Annotated in this window: 15 protein-coding genes; 9 read left to right on the top strand and 6 right to left on the bottom strand. The window is 55.5% G+C overall.

Going from position 1 to position 18509, the window contains the following annotated elements; genetic code table 11:
- Window positions 1–24: 24 nt before the first annotated feature.
- Entirely contained in the window at window positions 25–1908 is a 1884-nt protein-coding gene (locus G538_RS17000) for a DEAD/DEAH box helicase (protein WP_035834360.1), read from the bottom strand.
- Between the two features lie 363 nt (window positions 1909–2271).
- On the opposite strand from G538_RS17000, the gene G538_RS0113400 reads away from it, so the two are divergent.
- The 7 genes from G538_RS0113400 (at window position 2272) to G538_RS0113370 (ending at window position 7226) form a co-directional block, all read left to right on the top strand.
- Window positions 2272–2865 carry a CDP-alcohol phosphatidyltransferase family protein gene (locus G538_RS0113400; RefSeq protein ID WP_029069695.1) on the top strand — a complete coding sequence of 198 codons (594 nt, stop codon included), beginning with the start codon at window positions 2272–2274 and terminating at the stop codon, window positions 2863–2865.
- Window positions 2862–3719 carry a DUF881 domain-containing protein gene (locus G538_RS17600; protein WP_051197240.1) on the top strand — a complete coding sequence of 286 codons (858 nt, stop codon included), beginning with the start codon at window positions 2862–2864 and terminating at the stop codon, window positions 3717–3719. The genes G538_RS0113400 and G538_RS17600 overlap by 4 nt, the downstream gene beginning before the upstream one ends.
- A gap of 49 nt (window positions 3720–3768) precedes the next feature.
- Window positions 3769–4101, top strand: a complete 333-nt coding sequence (locus tag G538_RS0113390) for a small basic family protein (protein ID WP_029069694.1) — start codon at window positions 3769–3771, stop codon at window positions 4099–4101.
- 9 nt (window positions 4102–4110) lie between these two features.
- On the top strand, window positions 4111–5016 hold the full coding sequence (locus tag G538_RS16990) for a DUF881 domain-containing protein (protein ID WP_051197238.1): 906 nt from the start codon (window positions 4111–4113) through the stop codon (window positions 5014–5016).
- Window positions 5017–5197: 181 nt separating this feature from the next.
- Window positions 5198–5683, top strand: coding sequence for an FHA domain-containing protein (locus G538_RS0113380; RefSeq protein ID WP_029069693.1), 486 nt, complete (start codon window positions 5198–5200; stop codon window positions 5681–5683).
- A gap of 5 nt (window positions 5684–5688) precedes the next feature.
- The gene (gene ftsR / locus G538_RS0113375; RefSeq protein ID WP_051197236.1) at window positions 5689–6462 is read left to right on the top strand and encodes a transcriptional regulator FtsR; all 774 of its coding nucleotides are present in this window, start codon (window positions 5689–5691) and stop codon (window positions 6460–6462) included.
- A 182-nt stretch (window positions 6463–6644) separates the two neighbouring features.
- A complete protein-coding gene (locus tag G538_RS0113370) occupies window positions 6645–7226 on the top strand; it encodes a MerR family transcriptional regulator (protein ID WP_051197233.1) in 582 nt (193 codons plus the stop codon).
- Between the two features lie 68 nt (window positions 7227–7294).
- On the opposite strand, the gene G538_RS16985 is transcribed toward G538_RS0113370, so the two are convergent.
- The gene (locus G538_RS16985; RefSeq protein ID WP_051197231.1) at window positions 7295–8212 is read right to left on the bottom strand and encodes an AAA family ATPase; all 918 of its coding nucleotides are present in this window, start codon (window positions 8210–8212) and stop codon (window positions 7295–7297) included.
- A 273-nt stretch (window positions 8213–8485) separates the two neighbouring features.
- Between G538_RS16985 and G538_RS0113360 the strand changes: the two genes are divergently transcribed.
- Window positions 8486–11884, top strand: a complete 3399-nt coding sequence (locus G538_RS0113360) for a pyruvate carboxylase (RefSeq protein WP_029069690.1) — start codon at window positions 8486–8488, stop codon at window positions 11882–11884.
- A gap of 98 nt (window positions 11885–11982) precedes the next feature.
- Here G538_RS0113360 and G538_RS0113355 read toward each other — a convergent pair whose 3' ends face one another.
- Window positions 11983–13236: a phospholipase D-like domain-containing protein gene (locus G538_RS0113355; protein ID WP_245566870.1), complete on the bottom strand. Its 1254-nt coding sequence runs from the start codon at window positions 13234–13236 to the stop codon at window positions 11983–11985.
- 528 nt (window positions 13237–13764) lie between these two features.
- Between G538_RS0113355 and G538_RS0113350 the strand changes: the two genes are divergently transcribed.
- A complete protein-coding gene (locus G538_RS0113350) occupies window positions 13765–14118 on the top strand; it encodes an RNA polymerase-binding protein RbpA (RefSeq protein ID WP_029069688.1) in 354 nt (117 codons plus the stop codon).
- A gap of 78 nt (window positions 14119–14196) precedes the next feature.
- Here G538_RS0113350 and G538_RS0113345 read toward each other — a convergent pair whose 3' ends face one another.
- From G538_RS0113345 to G538_RS0113335, 3 genes are all read right to left on the bottom strand, one after another.
- Entirely contained in the window at window positions 14197–14940 is a 744-nt protein-coding gene (locus G538_RS0113345) for a polyprenol monophosphomannose synthase (RefSeq protein WP_084618467.1), read from the bottom strand.
- 37 nt (window positions 14941–14977) lie between these two features.
- On the bottom strand, window positions 14978–16555 hold the full coding sequence (gene lnt, locus G538_RS16980) for an apolipoprotein N-acyltransferase (RefSeq protein ID WP_245566869.1): 1578 nt from the start codon (window positions 16553–16555) through the stop codon (window positions 14978–14980).
- 315 nt (window positions 16556–16870) lie between these two features.
- Window positions 16871–18499 carry an amidohydrolase gene (locus tag G538_RS0113335; protein ID WP_029069686.1) on the bottom strand — a complete coding sequence of 543 codons (1629 nt, stop codon included), beginning with the start codon at window positions 18497–18499 and terminating at the stop codon, window positions 16871–16873.
- Window positions 18500–18509 lie beyond the last annotated feature (10 nt).

The raw sequence follows: 18509 nt of genomic DNA, 5'->3' as shown, positions 1-18509 counted from the left end.
TTCACAGGCTATCTACGTTAATGCTCAGTAAGCACGTTCGCGGCGTGGAGCACCGCGGCCTTCGTGGCGAGGGCCACGATCGGATGACTGCCCGAAGCGACCTGCTGGTCGACCACGGCCGCCACCTGGGTGACCATCGTTGCGGTCTGAACGAGCACCACCACGTGGGCCACCGTCATCAAGGCGAATCCGCAGTGATTTGGTTCCCAAACGAGCTTTAGAGATGCGAGCCATGGTGGGCTCATCAAGTGGTTCAACGATGTCAACCAAAGAGAAGGTTGCAAACATGTTGATACGGCCGACGTCCTTGCCGCGCAAGCCACCTTCGTTGGTCAAAGCACCAACAATGCCGCGTGGTTCTGCACCATCGTTGTACCCCACAGCGATACGGTACGTGGTACCTGAACTGTCGCGTGATCGTGCAGGACGGCCACCACGTTCACGAGCGCCGCGGTCTGAAGAATCACGAGAATCGCGTCCACGCTGGGAAGTTTCTGCCCGACGGCGAGAGTTTTCCTCTTCGGCCATTTGGCGTTCGTATTCTTCTTGATCAGCGCGTGCACGTGGCCCAGCATCGCCTACAGCCAATGCTGCGAGTGCAGCAGCAACGGTTACAGGGTTGAGTTCGCTGTTTTCCTGCAACAGCGATTCGATCTGCGTCTCGTACATGCTGAGGCGGCCAGCTTCGATGCGGTTCGTCAGTGACTCCAACATTTTGCGTGTCTTGTGTTCAGAGACATCAGCAGGTGAAGGAATCGCGATCTCTTTGATCGGAGTGCGAGTCGTGCGTTCAATGAGACGCAACTTTCCGCGCTCAGCAGGAGTGATGAAGGACAAGGCGCGGCCTTGGCGTCCGGCGCGTCCCGTACGGCCGATGCGGTGTACGTATGCTTCTGGTTCGCCGGGGATGTCGAAGTTGACGACGAGGCCGAGGCGCTCCACGTCAAGGCCACGAGCTGCGACGTCTGTTGCGACAAGAACGTCAAGTTGGCCGGCACGCAAGCGCTCGACAATCTTTTCACGTTCTTTCTGGGGGACGTCACCAGAGATGGTGGCTGCTGACATGCCGCGTTCAATCAACGCTGCACCGACTTCTTCAGCTGCACCACGGGTACGGCAGAAGACGATTGCAGCTTCAACGTCTGATGTTGCAAGGACGCGGAACAGTGAACCTGTCTTGTGACGGTATGGAACGACCGCGTATTCCTGGTCGATCGCGGTCACGGTTGTGGATTGGCGTGCAACGGCGATCTCGACTGGGTTGTTGAGGTGGCGTTGCGCAACCTTACGAATTGCCGGAGGCATCGTGGCGGAGAAGAGCGCTACTTGACGCTTGGCAGGTGCTTCGCTGAATACGCGCTCGACATCGTCAGCGAATCCCATGCGGAGCATTTCGTCTGCTTCATCAAGGACGAGGAAACGGACGTTGGAGAGGTCAAGTGTGCCGCGGTCAAGGTGATCAATGACGCGCCCTGGGGTACCCACAACAACGTGCACACCAGTTTTTAGGGCGCGGATTTGTGGGGGGTATGGGGATCCGCCGTAGACGGCAAGAGTGTTGAGGCCAGGCATGAACTGTGCGAAGGACTCAATGGCTTCGGATACCTGCATGGCAAGTTCACGAGTTGGTGCAAGCACAATTGCTTGAACTGACTTGTCGCTGACGTCGATGCTAGCTAGCAGGGGGATACCGAAGGCTGCGGTTTTACCTGTACCTGTTTGCGCGATTCCCGTGATGTCGTTTCCGGCAAAGAGGACTGGAAGGGCCTCTTGCTGGATGGAAGACGGGGTAGTGAAGCCAAGTGCGTCCACTGCACGCTGCAGTTGTTCAGGAAGGTTGAGGTCTTGGAAGGTCGCAGTGTTTACCGGTGGAGTGTTGACTGTTTCAGTCACGATGGTGTGTGCCATTCTGTTGGAGAAAAAGGTCGTTGCACACGTTTCAGCGCGCTCACAGCGGTTGCTGAGCGGACTGATTTCTCTCTGCGCGGCCCGTGTCCTTCAAGCGTGGACGGGGCTAACCCAAAACGTGCGACATGCAGAACCGATTGCGCTGTACGGCAATCGTCACGTCGCGTCGTCCGAAAACACACTGGAGGCGCCATCTGGGCCAAGAACACACGCACTGGCGGAAGCAGCGACGTACTGCTTGTTGACCAGTCTACGGTGTGGGCGAAAGTGTGTGCAGTCCCTACGGTGGTGAAATCAAACACAGGGCCTTGCCCATAGTATGGAGACAAGTGGTAGGTCACCACGACAGCGGCGAGAGGGCAGGTGAGTGACATCAATCAGGCACGCGCAACGGTGTGGACGATTCCCAACGTCATTTCCTTTATCCGCCTTGGACTTATCCCTGTTTTTGCGGTCCTTATGCTCTCCGGGCAGCATGTGTGGGCGTTGGTCGTGGTCGTTGTCTCGTCCTTCTCTGACTGGGCGGACGGTTACATTGCCCGTCGTTTCCACCAAGTCAGCGAGTTGGGTAAGACGCTGGATCCCATCGCAGATCGCTGCTTCATCTTCGTGACATTGCTTGTGTTTGTCATCAGAGACATCATTCCGTGGGAACTCTTCGCCGTCATCGCGGTGCGCGACATCATGATGCTTGTGTTGGTATCAGCTATCGCCCGTCGAGGGCATGAACCCATGGCAGTGACCTTTATTGGTAAAGCTGCCACACTATTTCTCTTGTTAGCCTTCCCGATCTACATCGTCTCGGTTATTACTGCCTTTCCAGATGGCGTACGGGAAGTGGCTATCGCGATGGCATGGTTGTTCGCTATTCTCGGTGCAGTACTCTACTGGCTGTCAGCGCTGCAGTATCTTCAGCGTGGACAAAAACTGTTGAAACAAGGTCCAGCCGCACTATGACCCACCAGGACCCGCACTCGCCGCAGCGTGAAGTACCACCCGATGCGTCGATGTCCCTTCTCAACGAGATCATGCGAAACCCGCTGGATCTCGGTTACAGTGCTGCCGCAAGGCGTCGCGCTAGGGAAGATGTTGCAGGCGTCCCTAAAAGGTCCCACGTTGTAGAGAAGATCCTCATACTCCTCTTAGCAATAGCTATCGGTGTGGGTGGCGTGACAGCAGTACGAGAACTTCGTGAGCGTGCCGCAGTCACTTCCAGTGCTAGAACTCTCCTCATCGATCAAATCGATGACCGCCAAACGACTCTACGAGAGTTGGAATCAGAGGTAGGTGCCAAACAAAGCACCGTTGACACACTGCGAGCGCAACTGCTTGAAGAGCAGGATCCCGAGCTCATGGAGTTGTTGCATGAGGATCAACTTCATTCAGGAGTTACCGCGGTTCAAGGATCTGGTGTCACGGTGACGTTGCGTGATGGGACGGGAAGTGAGTTGGACCCGAACAAACGGGTTCACGATGTTGATGTTCGTGTCGTGGTAAATGGGCTGTGGGCTGCTGGTGCTGAGGCTATTGCGATCAATGGGCAACGGTTGACGCCAACTAGTGCGATACGTTCTGCTGGCCCGGCAATTCTTGTTGATTTGACTGGTTTGACGTCGCCATATCGGATTGATGCTGTGGGTGACGCGGAAGATATGACGAGGAAGTTTTCGGAGTCTCCAGCGGCTCAGCAGCTCACGGGTTTGTCAGATTCGTACGGGATTAGTTGGAGTATTGATGAGTCATCGTCTCTTGCGCTACCCGGCGGCACAGCACGTGGTCTTGTCCATGCGAGTGTTCGCGGAAATGAGTGACGTTTCCGATTGGTCGCCCTGATCAACCCTCCAGCACTAAGGTAGAGCAGTGATTCCTTTTATTGGTTTGGCCATCGGTGTTATCGCCGGACTCATCCTTGAGCCGACAGTCCCTAGTTACCTCCAACCTTACTTACCCATCGCGGTGGTGGCGGCGCTCGATGCGCTTTTTGGTGGTTTTCGGGCGTTGCTTGACGGCTTATTTGACGACCGCGTGTTCCTCATTTCGTTTTTGTCGAATGTTGTCGTCGCCGCTTTCATCGTCTTCTTGGGAGACCAAATTGGAGTCGGGTCGCAACTAGCCACGGGCGTGGTGGTGGTGTTGGGCATCCGCATCTTCTCGAACGTCGCGGCAATCCGCCGTCATATATTCAAGGCGTGATGGTCTGTCATGAGTAACGAACCTTCCCACGCTTCTTCCGCGACAAGCCCGGACCACGCGGTGGACGACGAAGCTATTGCAGAGCAAGAGTCGGCAGAACCTTCCGCGCCTTCTACTCGGTCCTCGCTGAGCTCTGATGAAACGGGCAATGAAACGCCTGAAGATAATATGCGGACCTCGGATGATCAACCGGTAACGCCACCAGTACGCTCTATGGTTGGGTTGTTGAAACCGCGTGTGACGCGAGCGCAAATCCTTTCAGCGGTGCTGCTGGGGCTTTTAGGGTTCGCGTTAGTTGTTCAATTGCAAATCTCCCAGCAAGACGAGTTTGCATCTTTGCGCCAAACAGACCTCGTGAATCTGCTCGATGATGTTACCCGGCGCAATAGCGACCTTGAAGATGAGATTGTTCGGTTGCGCGCTCTGGAGAATGAGTTGCAGTCAGGCTCTTCGTCTCAACGCGCAGCCCTTGACGCCGCGCGTCAAGACGTCGAAACGCAAGGCATTTTGTCTGGCCGTTTGCCGGCAGAAGGGTCAGGGGTAACAATTCTTCTCACTGAAGGATCAAATCCGTTGCCAGCGGCAAGTTTGTTCAATGTCCTTGAGGAACTGCGTAATGCTGGTGCAGAAACCGTTGAGGTCAATGGCATTCGGATCGTGACGTCAAGTTACTTCGTCGATAACAGCCAAGGGGTTGTGATCGATGGGCAAGTTACTACTGCGCCGTATGTGTGGAAGGCGATTGGGGACCCGAAGACTTTGGTTCCCGCGCTTGAAATCCCTGGCGGGGCGATGGCTACAGTGCGGTCTAGAGGGGGAGATGCGTCTATCACTGAATCTGAGATCGTCGCGATTGAATCGGTTGTAGAACTTGAAGGTCTAGAGTTCGCCACCCCACAAGAAACCCAAGACTGAGTCCTACTCCCCGTCAAAACTACTGATCAACGCGGCCAAGATGATGGCAGGTCCTTGAAAAACTCAGTATGCTTGACAGACGATACGTCCTTCGCATAGACCGCCTACGTGAAGGACGATGAGAACAGGCCGGCAGGGGACCTGAACAGCTGGTACAGCTCACCAAACCGTGGAGGACATCATGAACCGTCAGACGCCCGACAACCCACATGCCGACGCGCACCACGACATGTCTGACAGCACGATGACCTTTGCGTCGATTAACTCCCTCGAAGAGGCCTTTAATGTTGCTTCTGCGAGTCCTGAAGTTCGCGAATCAGTCAGTGGTTTACCACGTGGGTCAGCTCTGCTTGTTGTGCAAGCCGGACGTTCTCAAGGGGAGCGCTTCCTTCTTGATGCAGACCGGATTGTTGCTGGCCGCACTGAAGAGGCTGACATCTTCCTCAATGATGTCACCGTCTCCCGTGTGCATGCAGAGTTTTTGCGTCAAGGCGCTGAGTTCGAAGTACGCGATGCCGGGTCACTCAATGGCACGTACATCAACAGAGACAGGATCGACCGGTACACCTTGAAGAACGGTGATGAGATTCAAATCGGTAAATACCGGATGATCTTCTATATCAGCCCGCAATCTCAGGGTGCCCCCTCTCCTCAGCAAGGCCAGTGAGGCGCATGGTCGGAGCAGCAGACGAAACCCCAGTAACACAGTCTTCACCGCTTGAGCCCTTGCGGGTCATGGAAACATGGCCGCAGGGGCTCTCCCACCGAGCCTCATTGCGGATATCTGATGTGCTGTCATCGCTTCGAGTCGAATTCCCAACTGTTAGTCACTCGAAACTGCGCTTTCTTGAAGAGCAAGGATTAGTGACCCCGTCCCGTACCTCATCGGGCTACCGCCAATACAGTCCTGCAGATGTAGAACGTTTGCGGTTTGTTCTTACCCAGCAACGCGACCGGTATCTTCCGCTCAAGGTCATCAAGGAACGACTTGCTGACTTGGACGCTGGGGGAGAGTCCCCCGATCACGTTGTTGGGCCACGTTTAGCGACCGCAGATGGGCACACCACAGCACAGCACGCAGTGACCCACCTCGGGTCACTTGCAGATGTCACCGGTGCATCACACGCCTTCATTGAAGAGTTGGCGAGTGCAAATCTGTTAGAAACTGGCGCTCAAGGGTCCCCAAGCGCGACTGACCACAATCGTTTGATTGTTCAGCTAGCTGGTCAACTCCAGCAGTATGGGATTGATTGGCGACACCTGCGTTCGATCAAATCTGCCGCATCCCGGCACGTCGCACTCGTCGAACAAGTTGCAGCAGGGGTGCGAGCCCGGCCTGCTTCGTCAGCGCCCGCTGAAGCAGCTGTGCTAGCGGGGGAATTGGGTGAGGTCATTGCCTCGTTGCACACTGCTTGGCTGAGGGCAGAACTGCGCAAGAACCACTAGGCCCATTCATTACCGAAAGATTGTGTGATCCGCAAGACTCCGCCTGCGACACGCCGTGTAGTTCACCGCGTATGTCGTTGACCAAGGGCACTATGGGACCTAGCGTTGGTTATATCGACCACCCCCATCGTCCACACATCACGAGCTCACACCGAGCTAGTTCACTCCATGCGGAGGTCATTGTGAAAGATCGCACCGATCAGAGCGCACTACCCGTGCAGCCGGTAAGCCTGCGATCCCAAGGGACCCTCTTTGGTGACTCGCTCGAAGATCGTGACCCACAGTCCGGCTACCGCGGCCCAACCGCATGTCGCGTGGCAGGGATAACGTACCGGCAACTCGATTACTGGGCTCGCACGGGGCTGGTGTCACCCACCATCAAACCGGCAACTGGGTCAGGGACTCATCGTTTGTATAGTTTCCGCGACATTCTTGTTCTCAAAGTCGTTAAACGCTTACTGGACACAGGTGTGTCCCTCCAGCAGATCCGCGTCGCGGTGGAACAGCTACGCGAACGCGGAATCGGGGATCTGGCACAAATCACGTTGATGAGTGACGGAGCCTCAGTCTACGAGTGCACATCCTCGGATGAAGTTATCGACCTCGTGCAAGGCGGCCAAGGAGTCTTTGGTATTGCGGTCGGCCGAGTGTGGCGTGAAGTAGAAGGATCGCTCTCGATGCTTCCTGCCGAACGTTTTGATGATGACATGCCGCTCATTGATGACGAACTCGCGATGCGTCGTTCACGGAGAAACGCTGGCTGAGGCTGTCGTAGTATCACAACTTCAAAAACATTCGTGTGGTGCACCTTCAGGTGCACCACACGAATGTTTTACACCGTTTCTTGGTGCTCAGGAACTTCGGTCTGAGCAACAGCCTGAGGGTCAACAGTCAACGCGGTAGTGAAAGCCTCTGCCAAACTTTCTTGAGAGGAATCATCCGAGCCGCCAGCAGATTCCTGCAGCGAGGGTGGAATGGGCGCCTTCATCGAACGCAGAGCCCGATACAACACACGATCGAACCTGTTCGCGAGGTCACGTGCCGCACGGCTCGGCCAAGCGTGGACTGGGGAACCTGCCCCTTGTGCTTGCTGCAGAGCGGACCGCTCTGGGATGAAAGTTGTCAAAATGAGTGGGCCAAACATCGACAAAAGCTCTTCATGGCGGAAGGCCTGCTCAGAGGACCGAGCCCGGACTCTGTTTACTAACACACCCATAGGGGAGAGCTGAGGCGCCGATGTGGTCCGAATGTCATCGATCGCTTGGAAGGCACGAGCCGCAGCGGAAACCGAAAAGAGTCCAAGTTCAGTAACAACCAGGGCACTGTCACAAGCGGTGAGGCCCTGCCGAGTGAGCCCGCCTAAAGAGGGTGGGCAGTCGATGAGGATCAGATCGTAGTCATCTTTAACATGTGCGAGCGCTGTAGCGAGTCGCGAGAGCCGGTGAGTGTACGACGGTCCATCATGGCGAGCAGACTCTTGGGACCCGACAAGCACATGCAGCAACTGGGGGTTCCAGGGTGATTGGGCGATAGCTGAGCGCAGCACAAACTGCGAAGGGTTATCGAGAACCTGAGCCACCGAATTGGCAGCTCCGCCCATTACTCCTAACGATAAAGTGGTGTCGCCTTGCGGATCTAAGTCAACAACAAGCGTACGCAAGTGGGAGAAAATCGCCGCAGAGGCGAGCCCGAGCGTCACGGATGTCTTACCGACTCCGCCTTTCAGACTGCATATTCCAAGGACTGCCACAAGCCAACCTTAACGTGTTCTCTGTTATTTCTCGTGGTACTTATCGGCTGGGGTAGTACGTTTCATGACGTCTTTGAATGAATCTATGCGTGATGATTACTCTTTGTTGTACCGACAGGCGGATACCACGGAGAGATTGCGGGGCTACCGTGGGAAGATATGTTGGGGAAAGGCCTTTGCCTGCCCACATGACCGAATGACAGTTCGTGCCAGCCAAGTGTGTGCAGAGAGTTCTGCGCGCCTATCTGGTCTCGACGAATGATGAGGTGTTGAGTGTTCGAGAAAGTACTCGTCGCGAACCGAGCAGAGATCGCCGTCCGAGCCTTCCGTGCAGCCTACGAAATGGGCTCCCGCACTGTCGCGGTGTTCCCTCAAGAGGATCGAAATTCTGAGCACCGTCTCAAAGCTGATGAAGCGTACCCCATAGGTGACCCAGGACAACCTGTTCGGGCTTACCTCAACATTGAAGAAATCATCCGCGTTGCGGAACTTTCCGGGGCAGATGCGGTCTATCCGGGGTACGGATTCCTGTCCGAAAATCCTGATTTTGCTCGCGCATGTCGCGACCATGGGTTGACGTTCATTGGCCCGCCAGCTGAAGTTCTTGAGCTTGCCGGTAACAAAGTTGCAGCTTTGAACGCTGCACGAGAAGCGGGCATCCCTGTCCTGGCGTCAAGTAAACCGTCAGCTGATCTTGACTACCTCATCAATGCCGCGCACGAGATCGGTTTCCCCGTTTTCTGTAAGGCTGTTGCTGGTGGTGGTGGGCGTGGTATGCGACGCGTGGACCGTGCCGAAGATCTTCGGGAATCCCTGGAGTCTGCGATGCGTGAAGCAGAGGGCGCTTTCGGAGACCCCACGATGTTTGTGGAACAGGCAGTCCTGCGCCCACGTCACATCGAGGTGCAAATCCTTGCAGACGGCCAGGGCAATGTTGTCCATCTCTTCGAACGTGACTGCTCGCTGCAACGTCGCCACCAAAAGGTGATTGAAATTGCGCCAGCACCGAACCTTGACCCTGACATTCGTGATGCCCTGTGCCGCGATGCGGTGAAATTTGCTGAATCCATCGGGTACCAGAACGCTGGAACGGTTGAGTTCCTTGTGGACACCGTCGGCGAGCGCGCAGGCAAGCACGTTTTCATCGAAATGAACCCTCGTATCCAGGTTGAACACACGGTGACTGAAGAAGTCACTGACGTTGACTTGGTGTCAGCGCAAATGCGGATTGCTGGGGGAGAGAGCCTAGCGGATCTGGGTATTTCTCAAGACACCATCCGGGTTAATGGGTTTGCGCTGCAATCTCGTATTACCACCGAGGACCCGGCGAATGGGTTTAGGCCAGACACCGGGCGAATCGTGGCTTACCGGTCACCAGGTGGTGCAGGGGTGCGCCTAGATGGCGCGACAGCTACAGCTGGTTCCCAGATCACGGGGCACTTCGATTCGATGCTGGTGAAACTCACCTGCCGTGGTCGTGATTTCGATACTGCAGTGCGTCGTGCTCGACGGGCGTTAGCCGAGTTCCGAATTCGTGGCATTAGAACGAACATTCCATTCCTTCAGGCTGTTCTTGCTGATGAGCAGTTCGCTGCTGGACAGATCGCTACCTCATTCATTGATGAGCGACCTGAGTTGTTGTCGGCACGCGCATCAGCTGACCGTGGAACGAAGTTGCTTCAGTTCTTGGGCGATGTCACGGTAAACCGTCCTCACGGTGACCCTTTTGCTGTTGTCCTGCCAACGGCGAAGCTTCCTGAGGTGGATCTTGAGCAGGCACCACCGGCCGGTTCACGGGACCGACTCCTCGAACTTGGTCCAGAAGGATTTGCCAAGGCGCTGCGGGAACAGACGGCTCTTGCTGTTACTGATACGACTTTCCGTGACGCACACCAGTCGCTCTTGGCAACTCGAGTGCGGACAAAAGACTTGCTGAATGTTGCGCCTCATGTTGCCCGCCTCACTCCACAGCTTTTGTCTGTGGAAGCGTGGGGGGGAGCAACCTATGACGTGGCCTTGCGGTTCTTGGGTGAAGACCCATGGCGGCGGTTGGAGCAACTGCGTGAGGCAATGCCGAACATTCCCATCCAAATGCTGCTTCGTGGGCGCAACACAGTGGGGTACACCCCTTACCCAACCGAAGTGACCGATGCGTTTGTTCGGGAAGCCGCCGAAACAGGCGTCGATATTTTCCGGATTTTCGATGCGCTGAATGACGTCGAACAAATGCGACCTGCTATCGAGGCCGTGCGTCGGACAGGAACAGCGGTTGCCGAAGTTGCCCTGTGCTACACCGGCGACCTGCTTAACCCACAGGAAAAGCTCTACACCCTTGACTACTACCTTGAACTCGCGCAACGCATCGTGGATGCTGGCGCGCACATCATCGGTATCAAGGACATGGCTGGGCTTCTACGCCCTGCCGCAGCTGTGCAACTCGTTACTGCTTTGCGTGAACGTTTTGACCTACCTGTTCACTTGCACACGCATGACACCACTGGTGGTCAAATGGCGACTCTGCTTGCTGCGGCTCAAGCTGGTGTTGACGCTGTTGATGTTGCCAACGCAGCCATGGCTGGGACCACGTCACAGCCTCCGCTGTCTGCTCTTGTCGCTGCCTTTGAGCACACGGAACGTGACACTGGGTTGTCGCTGACCGCGGTGTGCGACCTAGAGCCATACTGGGAAGCTGTTCGTGTCTTGTACCGTCCCTTTGAGTCGGGACTCACTGGTCCAACCGGGCGTGTGTACACTCACGAAATTCCTGGTGGTCAACTATCGAACCTGCGCCAACAAGCATCTGCGTTGGGGCTAGCTGGTCACTTTGAAGAGATCGAAGCAATGTATGCAGCTGCGGACAGGATTCTTGGCCGTTTGGTGAAGGTCACGCCGTCGTCCAAAGTTGTGGGGGACTTGGCGTTGCAGTTGGTTGCACAAGGTGCTGAGCCGCAGGAATTCGCGGAGAACCCACAAAGTTTTGACATTCCGGATTCAGTTATTGGGTTCCTTGGTGGAGAGTTGGGCGATCCTCCGGGTGGGTGGCCTGAGCCATTCCGTTCGAAGGCTTTAGCGGGGCGGGCTGCGCGTCGAGGGGTCACGCCGTTGTCTGAAGAAGACCACCGTGAACTCAATGGCACGTCCGCTGAACGGCGAAACCGTTTGAATCACTTGCTCTTCCCTGCGCCGACGAAGGAATACGAGCAGGTGCAAGACAAGTATGGCGATGTGGCAGTCCTATCAACCAGCGAGTACCTCTATGGTTTGGAAACAGACCAAGAGATCGACATTCCTCTGGAGAAGGGCGTCCGTTTGCTGGTTGGGTTGGAAGCAGTTGGTGAGCCTGACCCGCAAGGAATGCGGACGGTGATGTTCTCCTTGAATGGGCAGCTGCGGCCAATCCAGATTCGTGACAACGCTGTGGAAGTTGTGTCAGCCACGGTGGAAAAGGCGGAGGCTCATGTTCCAGGGCAGATCGGTGCTCCATACGCAGGTTCGGTGACCCTTGCTGTGGAGGAAGGGCAGAAGGTAGAACCTGGTCAAACTGTTGCGACGATTGAAGCCATGAAAATGGAAGCATCAATCACTACACCAGTGGGTGGCACAGTCCGCAGGCTTGCTATTGGTCAGGTGCAACAGCTTGATGGTGGCGACTTGATTGTTGTGATCGATTAGAGAGCGATGATCTCCTGATCGCTGTTCCTTACACAGCGTACTGTGGCCCCTCACCGAAATTTGGTGAGGGGCCACAGTTGTTCTGCAGGTGCTGGGAACTACAACAGAGGACGCAAAGGTGCCAGCAGCGCCTCACCAATACGGTTGATGAGCGGGCGCGACTCCCACTCGTCTAGGTCGAGGCGGCGGCAATTACCGAGGTCCATAGAGAAAACCTTCTCCATAGTTTGTGCGAGATCACGGTCATAGATCGACATATTGATCTCGTAGTTACCTTGTAAACTGAGGCGGTCAATATTTGCCGTTCCAATGGTGGTCCATATCCCGTCTACCGTGGCAGTTTTCGCGTGAACCATTGCGTTTCTAAATAGCCAGATTGTCACGCCGCCACGCATAAGGGTGGAGTACAAGCCGCGAGATAGCCAATCAGCAATAACATGGTTAGATGCTTCGGGGACCACAATGCGAACGTCTACTCCGCGTGCCGCAGCATCGAGGAGATCTTGCACAAACACTTTATCTGGGATGAAATATGCTTGTGTCAAATAGATGTGGTGTGTAGCTCTCCGAATGGCAGAAAGATATATGTTTCGCACAGGATACACCTGGCGAATCGGAGCATTTTCGGCGGTTTGGATGCGGGGGAGCCAGTCGGGAGTTGCTTGAGGTTCAATGATGGGGAGCTGTTCGGGCCTATTGTGGTTCCAAAATGTGACAAAGGCGCTTGTTAATTCCCAAACACCAGGCCCCGTTAATTTGAGGTGTGTATCCCGCCATTGGGTGGCATAGGTTGTTCCGATATTAAATCCGCCAACGAAGCCGATTTCCTCATCGACAACGAGGATCTTTCGGTGGTCTCGCCCAGTATATTTTATGTCAAGAAACAGTACCTGAGGTCGAATCATTGGGTATGCAAAAACATGAATATTCTTTGGGAACGCAAAGAATGAGCGGGGGACTACTAGGTTCGCGAAAGAGTCGAATATGAGATAAACCTCGACGCCTCGCTGAGCTGCATCGATGACGGCGTCTTTGAACTCCACGCCCACAACATCATTTTTCCAGATATAGCTTTCGAGGTACACCGATGTTTTGGCTGAACGAATAGCGTCAAGCATGTCACGGTAAACATCCGCGCCGTAGGTGTAGACCGTCGCGCTGGTGCCGTGAACATCGACGTGCTGCGGGGGGAGATGCGGAAAGCGCGCAGTACGTTGGCGATGCCGCCGTGTCACTTGATCCGCAACAATCACGGTTGCTGCCGCAGATAATGTTGAGGCGGTGGCAAGCATCATTCCACGGGTGATGAGCTTGCGAGCCAGGGAACTGTATTTTCGGGAGGGGGACGCCACCCTTCAAGGGTAGTGAAGAAGTTGCTGGTCGGCCTGTTGATTTGCGGCGTGGTGTTGGTCGCATCCAGGGTGAAGAATTCATGTGGACGCTGCCCGGTCGAACAACAAGTCAAAAGATGGCAAAGAACTGCGGAAATGCTGGCTTCTCCTCTGCGTATGCGCCGTGCATAACTATGCGAAGTTGCTGAGCCTTGGAAAACTGCAGTTCCAGAGGTGAACTGGCGCAAATGCTGCGCCATGGCGTTTTGTGAGATCAGTACTGATTCAATATCGGGCATGTGAAGCAATGGGCTGAACTGACCGAACGAGGAGCAGATAATTCTTCGAAATGTCATAACGTACATTATCGGAGAACTAGGTGGATGGCGGAAGAAGCGCTGAGAGCTCTGTGACACCCGGCAACAATGCGTGAAATTCCGCGTGGAACAAACAAGCGGCGCATGCCGTTATGTACAATGGTGAGTTGGTTCGCCCTGGGTTTAGTCAGATCTTTGCACCAGGCCCACAACAGGAAGGTAGCAGCCAGTCATGGCAGATCGTTCATTGCGTGGCATGAGTATCGGCTCCAAAAGCATGGAGACCGATGAAAACGTCGAGTTCGCACCCAGACAGGAAGCTCGCTACGAGTGCCCCAACGGACACCTCATCATCCTTCCGTTCTCCACTGAAGCAGAAATCCCTGTTGTGTGGGAATGCCGATGCGGTGAGGAAGCTCTGCTGAACGACGCCGTGAAGCCAGAAGAAGCTCCTTCCAAGGCCGTACGTACCCACTGGGACATGCTCCTTGAGCGTCGCACAGAAAAGGAACTCGACGAGTTACTCACTGAGCGCCTCGACCTACTGCGTGCCGGGAAACTGCGCCGCGGAGGTTTCGCAAAGTAAGTCGTATACACACATGACTGTGCCCGCTAACTCGCAACGACGAGTTAGCGGGCACAGTCATGTCCCAGAGATTCTCTGTCAGGGTTTGTTGCGCTGTGCACGCAGCGACGTCACCCATTGAGAAACGCGCGATTTGCGGCGGTCAATCCCCCACTGTGTGACCCGCAGCAACGCTTCACGCACAATTGCCCCGCTCATCTTGGATTCCCCTGATTCTCGCTCGATGAACGTAATGGGCACTTCAGCTATTGCGCCTCCTTGCGAGATCACTCGCCGCGTCATATCCACTTGGAAGCAGTAACCATGTGACTCAATGTCTTGCAAATTCAGGTGCTCCAGCGTGTTGGCGCGGTAGACGCGAAAACCCGCGGTTGCATCGTGAAGTGGTAATCCGAGCATGAACTTGACGTATAAATTACCGCCGCGAGACAAAACCTGCCGATGCCACGGCCACCTAGCAACTGCACCGCCAGCAACCCAACGAGAGCCGATAACTCCACTAAGCGATGCATCAGCTTCAGCTTGCGCAAGGAGCCGAGGAAGGTCATGTGGCTGATGAGAACCATCCGCGTCCATCTCGCACACCAAGTCGTAGTGACGTTCTAAGGCCCACTGAAAACCAGCGATATACGCAGCTCCAAGGCCATCTTTGGCCTGTCGGTGCATGACGTGAATCGTGGTGTGATTCTGGGCGAGCTCATCAGCGATAGCACCCGTGCCATCTGGACTGTTGTCATCGACAATCAACACGTCACACCTGACATGTTCCATCAGGTGTGCGAGCGTCACGGGGAGACTATCGCGTTCGTTGTACGTGGGCATCACCACGAGTGTGCGCAAGGCGGGTTGGTAGAGCACACTAAGCCTTTCGTGGGCGGGATGCGCGAGGCGCAGATGGTCTGACTCCCCTGGGTTTAACCTGCCGATTCATTATTCCTGCAGCAATCAGAATGGCGCTGACGCCCACCGCAACCCATGTGGGGTAAACACCGAGCCACACTGCTGGAGTGAGAGAATCACGCAGAGCGATCTGCTGGGTGAATTGTTCAGCTGTAAAGTGGCCCGTGCGTTCGCGTTCCACCCCGTTGGGGGTATACACCGCGCTGACACCCACGGTCGAAATGTGAACGACTGCTCGACCTGTTTCGATGGCTCGAATGCGTGACATGGCCAGTTGTTGTGTGGACTCGTTTGTTGGTCCGAAGGAGGCATTATTTGTTTGCACAACGAGTGCCTCTCCCCCATTTTTCACTGCATCGTAGATAAGGTCGTCATACCCCACCTCAAAACAGATTATTGGTGACAACGTAACATCGCGCTCAAGACGAGATATGGGAATGTCAACAACCGCTGACTTGTTCCCCGGCAACATGTCAGTGCTAATCATGTCGACAGCGGGTGACAAGGAACGGAAGAATTCCCGGTAAGGGATGTACTCACCGAACGGAACGGGATGTTGCTTAGCATAGCGGTCGGTAACACCCTGTCCGGCCTCCCACACAAGTGACACGTTGTATCGACCACCCGAGTCTGGGTATTCCTGAGCACCAAGCAACAACGGGGCCTTCACAGCTTGCGCAGCATCATCAATGAGCCGAGCCGCCCCAGCATCAACCTGCGGATCGATGTCCGTCCCATTCTCCGGCCACACAACAACATCGACACCTGAATCTTCAAGCGCGAGGGTGCCATTGACATGGTTATTGAGAACCTCTTGCCGGTTTGCAAATGCACCAAGTCCGGGTTCAGAAACATTGCCCTGAACTGCCCCAACAAGAAGGTTTCCCTGTTGAGCTTGTGTGTCCAGCGGAACGAGCCAACCCACAACAACAAGCAGCGAACACGCTAAAGCTGAGGCTCCCATAGCAACAAGGTTCATCCGCAACATAGCTCGAATAAATACTGCAAGAAGGGCGCCTGCCAGTGCCACTGTGAATGACAGGAGTGGCACTCCCCCTAGCCACGCGAGCCGAGCGAGTGGAGAGTCAGATTGAGAGAAACCAAGGCGTCCCCACGGGAACCCCCCAAACGGAAAAACCATGCGAACATACTCAACAGCGATCCACAAGGCAGCGAAAGCGAGGACTTGCCCCAGAGGTCGACGTGCAAGAACTCGGCTCCGGCGTGCCATGCTCCACGCCCATGCAAAGAGGCCGATGTACAAGCCCTCAAAAATGCTCAAAGCGATCCAGGGCAGGTTTCCCCCAACGGCGTATTGTGCCCATTGCACGTGAGGGAGAAAAAACGCGATCCCCCATGCGGAACCGACCAGCACGTTCCAGCCTGGAGCATCCCGTGACGTGGCGATCCACAACCCTGCAATGCCGACAAAGGCAAGCGCCCACATATTGCGATCGGGGAAAGCCCAGTCAGTGAGGAAACCAGAAACCACGGCGATGATCAGGGTCAATGGGCGGGGTATGTGCGCAAGGTTCACGAGGAGAACCATATGCGAGAAACCTGAATGATCCGTGGATGAACATGCCCCAAGACGTGTTTTGGTCCCCGAGTCCTTCGTACCGTGACATGTCACGTTTTCTACTGAACTCGGGGACCAGTGATCGCTTGCGCGTCGGCACACACCCACGGTTATCACCGCATCAGGTGCGGGCACTACTCACCTTGGCCCTGTGCGACGCTGATGTCAACTTCTGTTCACGGGTTACCAGCCCTAGAGCCGTGTCATCCGCGATACATGGCGAAAAAACAACGGGTGAAAAACACTCCGTGAGGAATACTGCCGGAAGCCGCACTAAATGTTCATTGCATTGTGGATGATATGACCGGCACGCCACGTGATAAGTGCCCGTGGAGATTCACCTTGTTCAGCCAGGTACGGAAGGAGAGGCGTTCCACTGCGAGCATCTGTGCTCCAAGCAGACCGCCCGTCATTTTCTGCCTGAACGCCCAACTCATCGGCTTCCCACAAAACAAGGTGAGCGGGAGCCCCCACCCGGATTTCTCCCGTAGCCATGTCACCAGCAACACGGTGACCTCCACGGCTATGAGCGCGGAAGGCAGCACGAGCAGAAACTCTCTCTTCGGTGTTGTGGTGCCAGATCGCTGCACGCACACCATCCCAAGGGCTGATGGGAGTCACAGGTGAGTCCGAACCGAAGGCCACTGGAATCCCTGCGCTCATGAGCGTACGCAGTGGCGTCGTTCGTTGTGCTCTACGCTGCCCCAGTCGTGTAGCGTACATGCCTTGCTGTCCGCCCCACCACGCGTCAAAGGCTGGTTGGGCGCTGACGGCGATTCCCAAGTCAGTGAATACAGTCAGAGCATCATCGTCGACGAGTTCGACGTGTTCAAGGCGGTGCCCGGTGCGGCGAATGGCTCGACGAATGTCATCGGACTGCGCTGCTGCATTGTGGTAGCCGGTGAGAACAACGTCGAGAGCAGCATCGCCAATGACGTGGAAGCCACCCTGCAGGCCAGCCAGGCTGGTTGCCGTGACGTGCGCAGCTACTTGCTCGGTTGACAGATAGAGGGAACCTTTGTTTCCTGGGGCATCTGCGTATTCTTCTCGCAGCCACGCTGAGCGTGAACCAAAGGAACCATCTACTGATAGGTCGCCGGCCAATCCAGCTAGTCCAGGTATTGCTTCGCTGATCGCGTGGGCTTCTTCGAGAGTCGAGACAAGCTCCCCGCGGTATCCCACAATCCGCGGAAACCCACTAACAGGGTCTTGCGTCATGTTGATGAGACGTGCCAACCCTTCGCGGGTGTCTATTCCCGGTGCGGAATTTTCGTGCAGCTCCACGACACCGCGTTTGGCGCTGTAGTCAAGGACCATGCGGTACAACTGATCACGGGTTGCATCACTCACGTCATGCATTGCACGGCGGACTGCCACGTGGCGGTCTCCGCGCAGTGGACTGCCGTCGTGATTATCGTTTAGGCCAGCCCAGGACAGCAGAGCAGAAGAACCTAACGCTGAATGGAGGTCAGCCCGTGGAACGTAAACAGGCACCCCACCAGCTACAGCGTCTATATCAGCCCAGGAAAGTTGGCTTGCCGCAGGCCAAGCAGAATCATCCCAACCGATGCTGGTGACAGGTAAATCTCCTGGTTTCCACGTCTTCGTTGCCGCTGACAGTGCGCTGAGCGCTGCCTCTCGTGTGGCGATGCCGTCACGTGGGGACAAACTTGTTGCTGATAGTGCAAAGGCGGTTTCTAAGACGTGAACGTGCGCGTCGACGAATCCTGGAGTGAGTAGCGCTCCTTGGGCATCGATAATCTGTGTTGCTGTGCGTTGATATGAGGCTGCTGCGTCCATGTCGCCGCACCAGGCTATGACACCGTTTTCGATGAGGAGAGCTTGTGCAAACGGGTGTTGGCCAGAGTGGATAACCGCATTGATCACCAATGTTGAGCTCACGGTGTGTGCC

This window comes from Jonesia quinghaiensis DSM 15701 (assembly GCF_000423205.1).
In the GTDB taxonomy this organism is placed as follows: domain Bacteria; phylum Actinomycetota; class Actinomycetes; order Actinomycetales; family Cellulomonadaceae; genus Jonesia; species Jonesia quinghaiensis.
The sequence above is the reverse complement of the archived record's forward strand: the minus strand, read 5'-3'. Positions and strand labels throughout refer to the sequence as shown.

Coding starts and splice junctions, on each gene's coding strand:
- G538_RS16990 (WP_051197238.1), top strand. CDS start 4,111: ATGAGTAACGAACCTTCCCACGCTTCTTCCGCGACAAGCCCGGACCAC.
- G538_RS17000 (WP_035834360.1), bottom strand. CDS start 1,908: ATGGCACACACCATCGTGACTGAAACAGTCAACACTCCACCGGTAAAC.
- G538_RS0113345 (WP_084618467.1), bottom strand. CDS start 14,940: ATGCCCACGTACAACGAACGCGATAGTCTCCCCGTGACGCTCGCACAC.
- G538_RS0113380 (WP_029069693.1), top strand. CDS start 5,198: ATGAACCGTCAGACGCCCGACAACCCACATGCCGACGCGCACCACGAC.
- G538_RS17600 (WP_051197240.1), top strand. CDS start 2,862: ATGACCCACCAGGACCCGCACTCGCCGCAGCGTGAAGTACCACCCGAT.
- G538_RS0113350 (WP_029069688.1), top strand. CDS start 13,765: ATGGCAGATCGTTCATTGCGTGGCATGAGTATCGGCTCCAAAAGCATG.
- ftsR (WP_051197236.1), top strand. CDS start 5,689: ATGGTCGGAGCAGCAGACGAAACCCCAGTAACACAGTCTTCACCGCTT.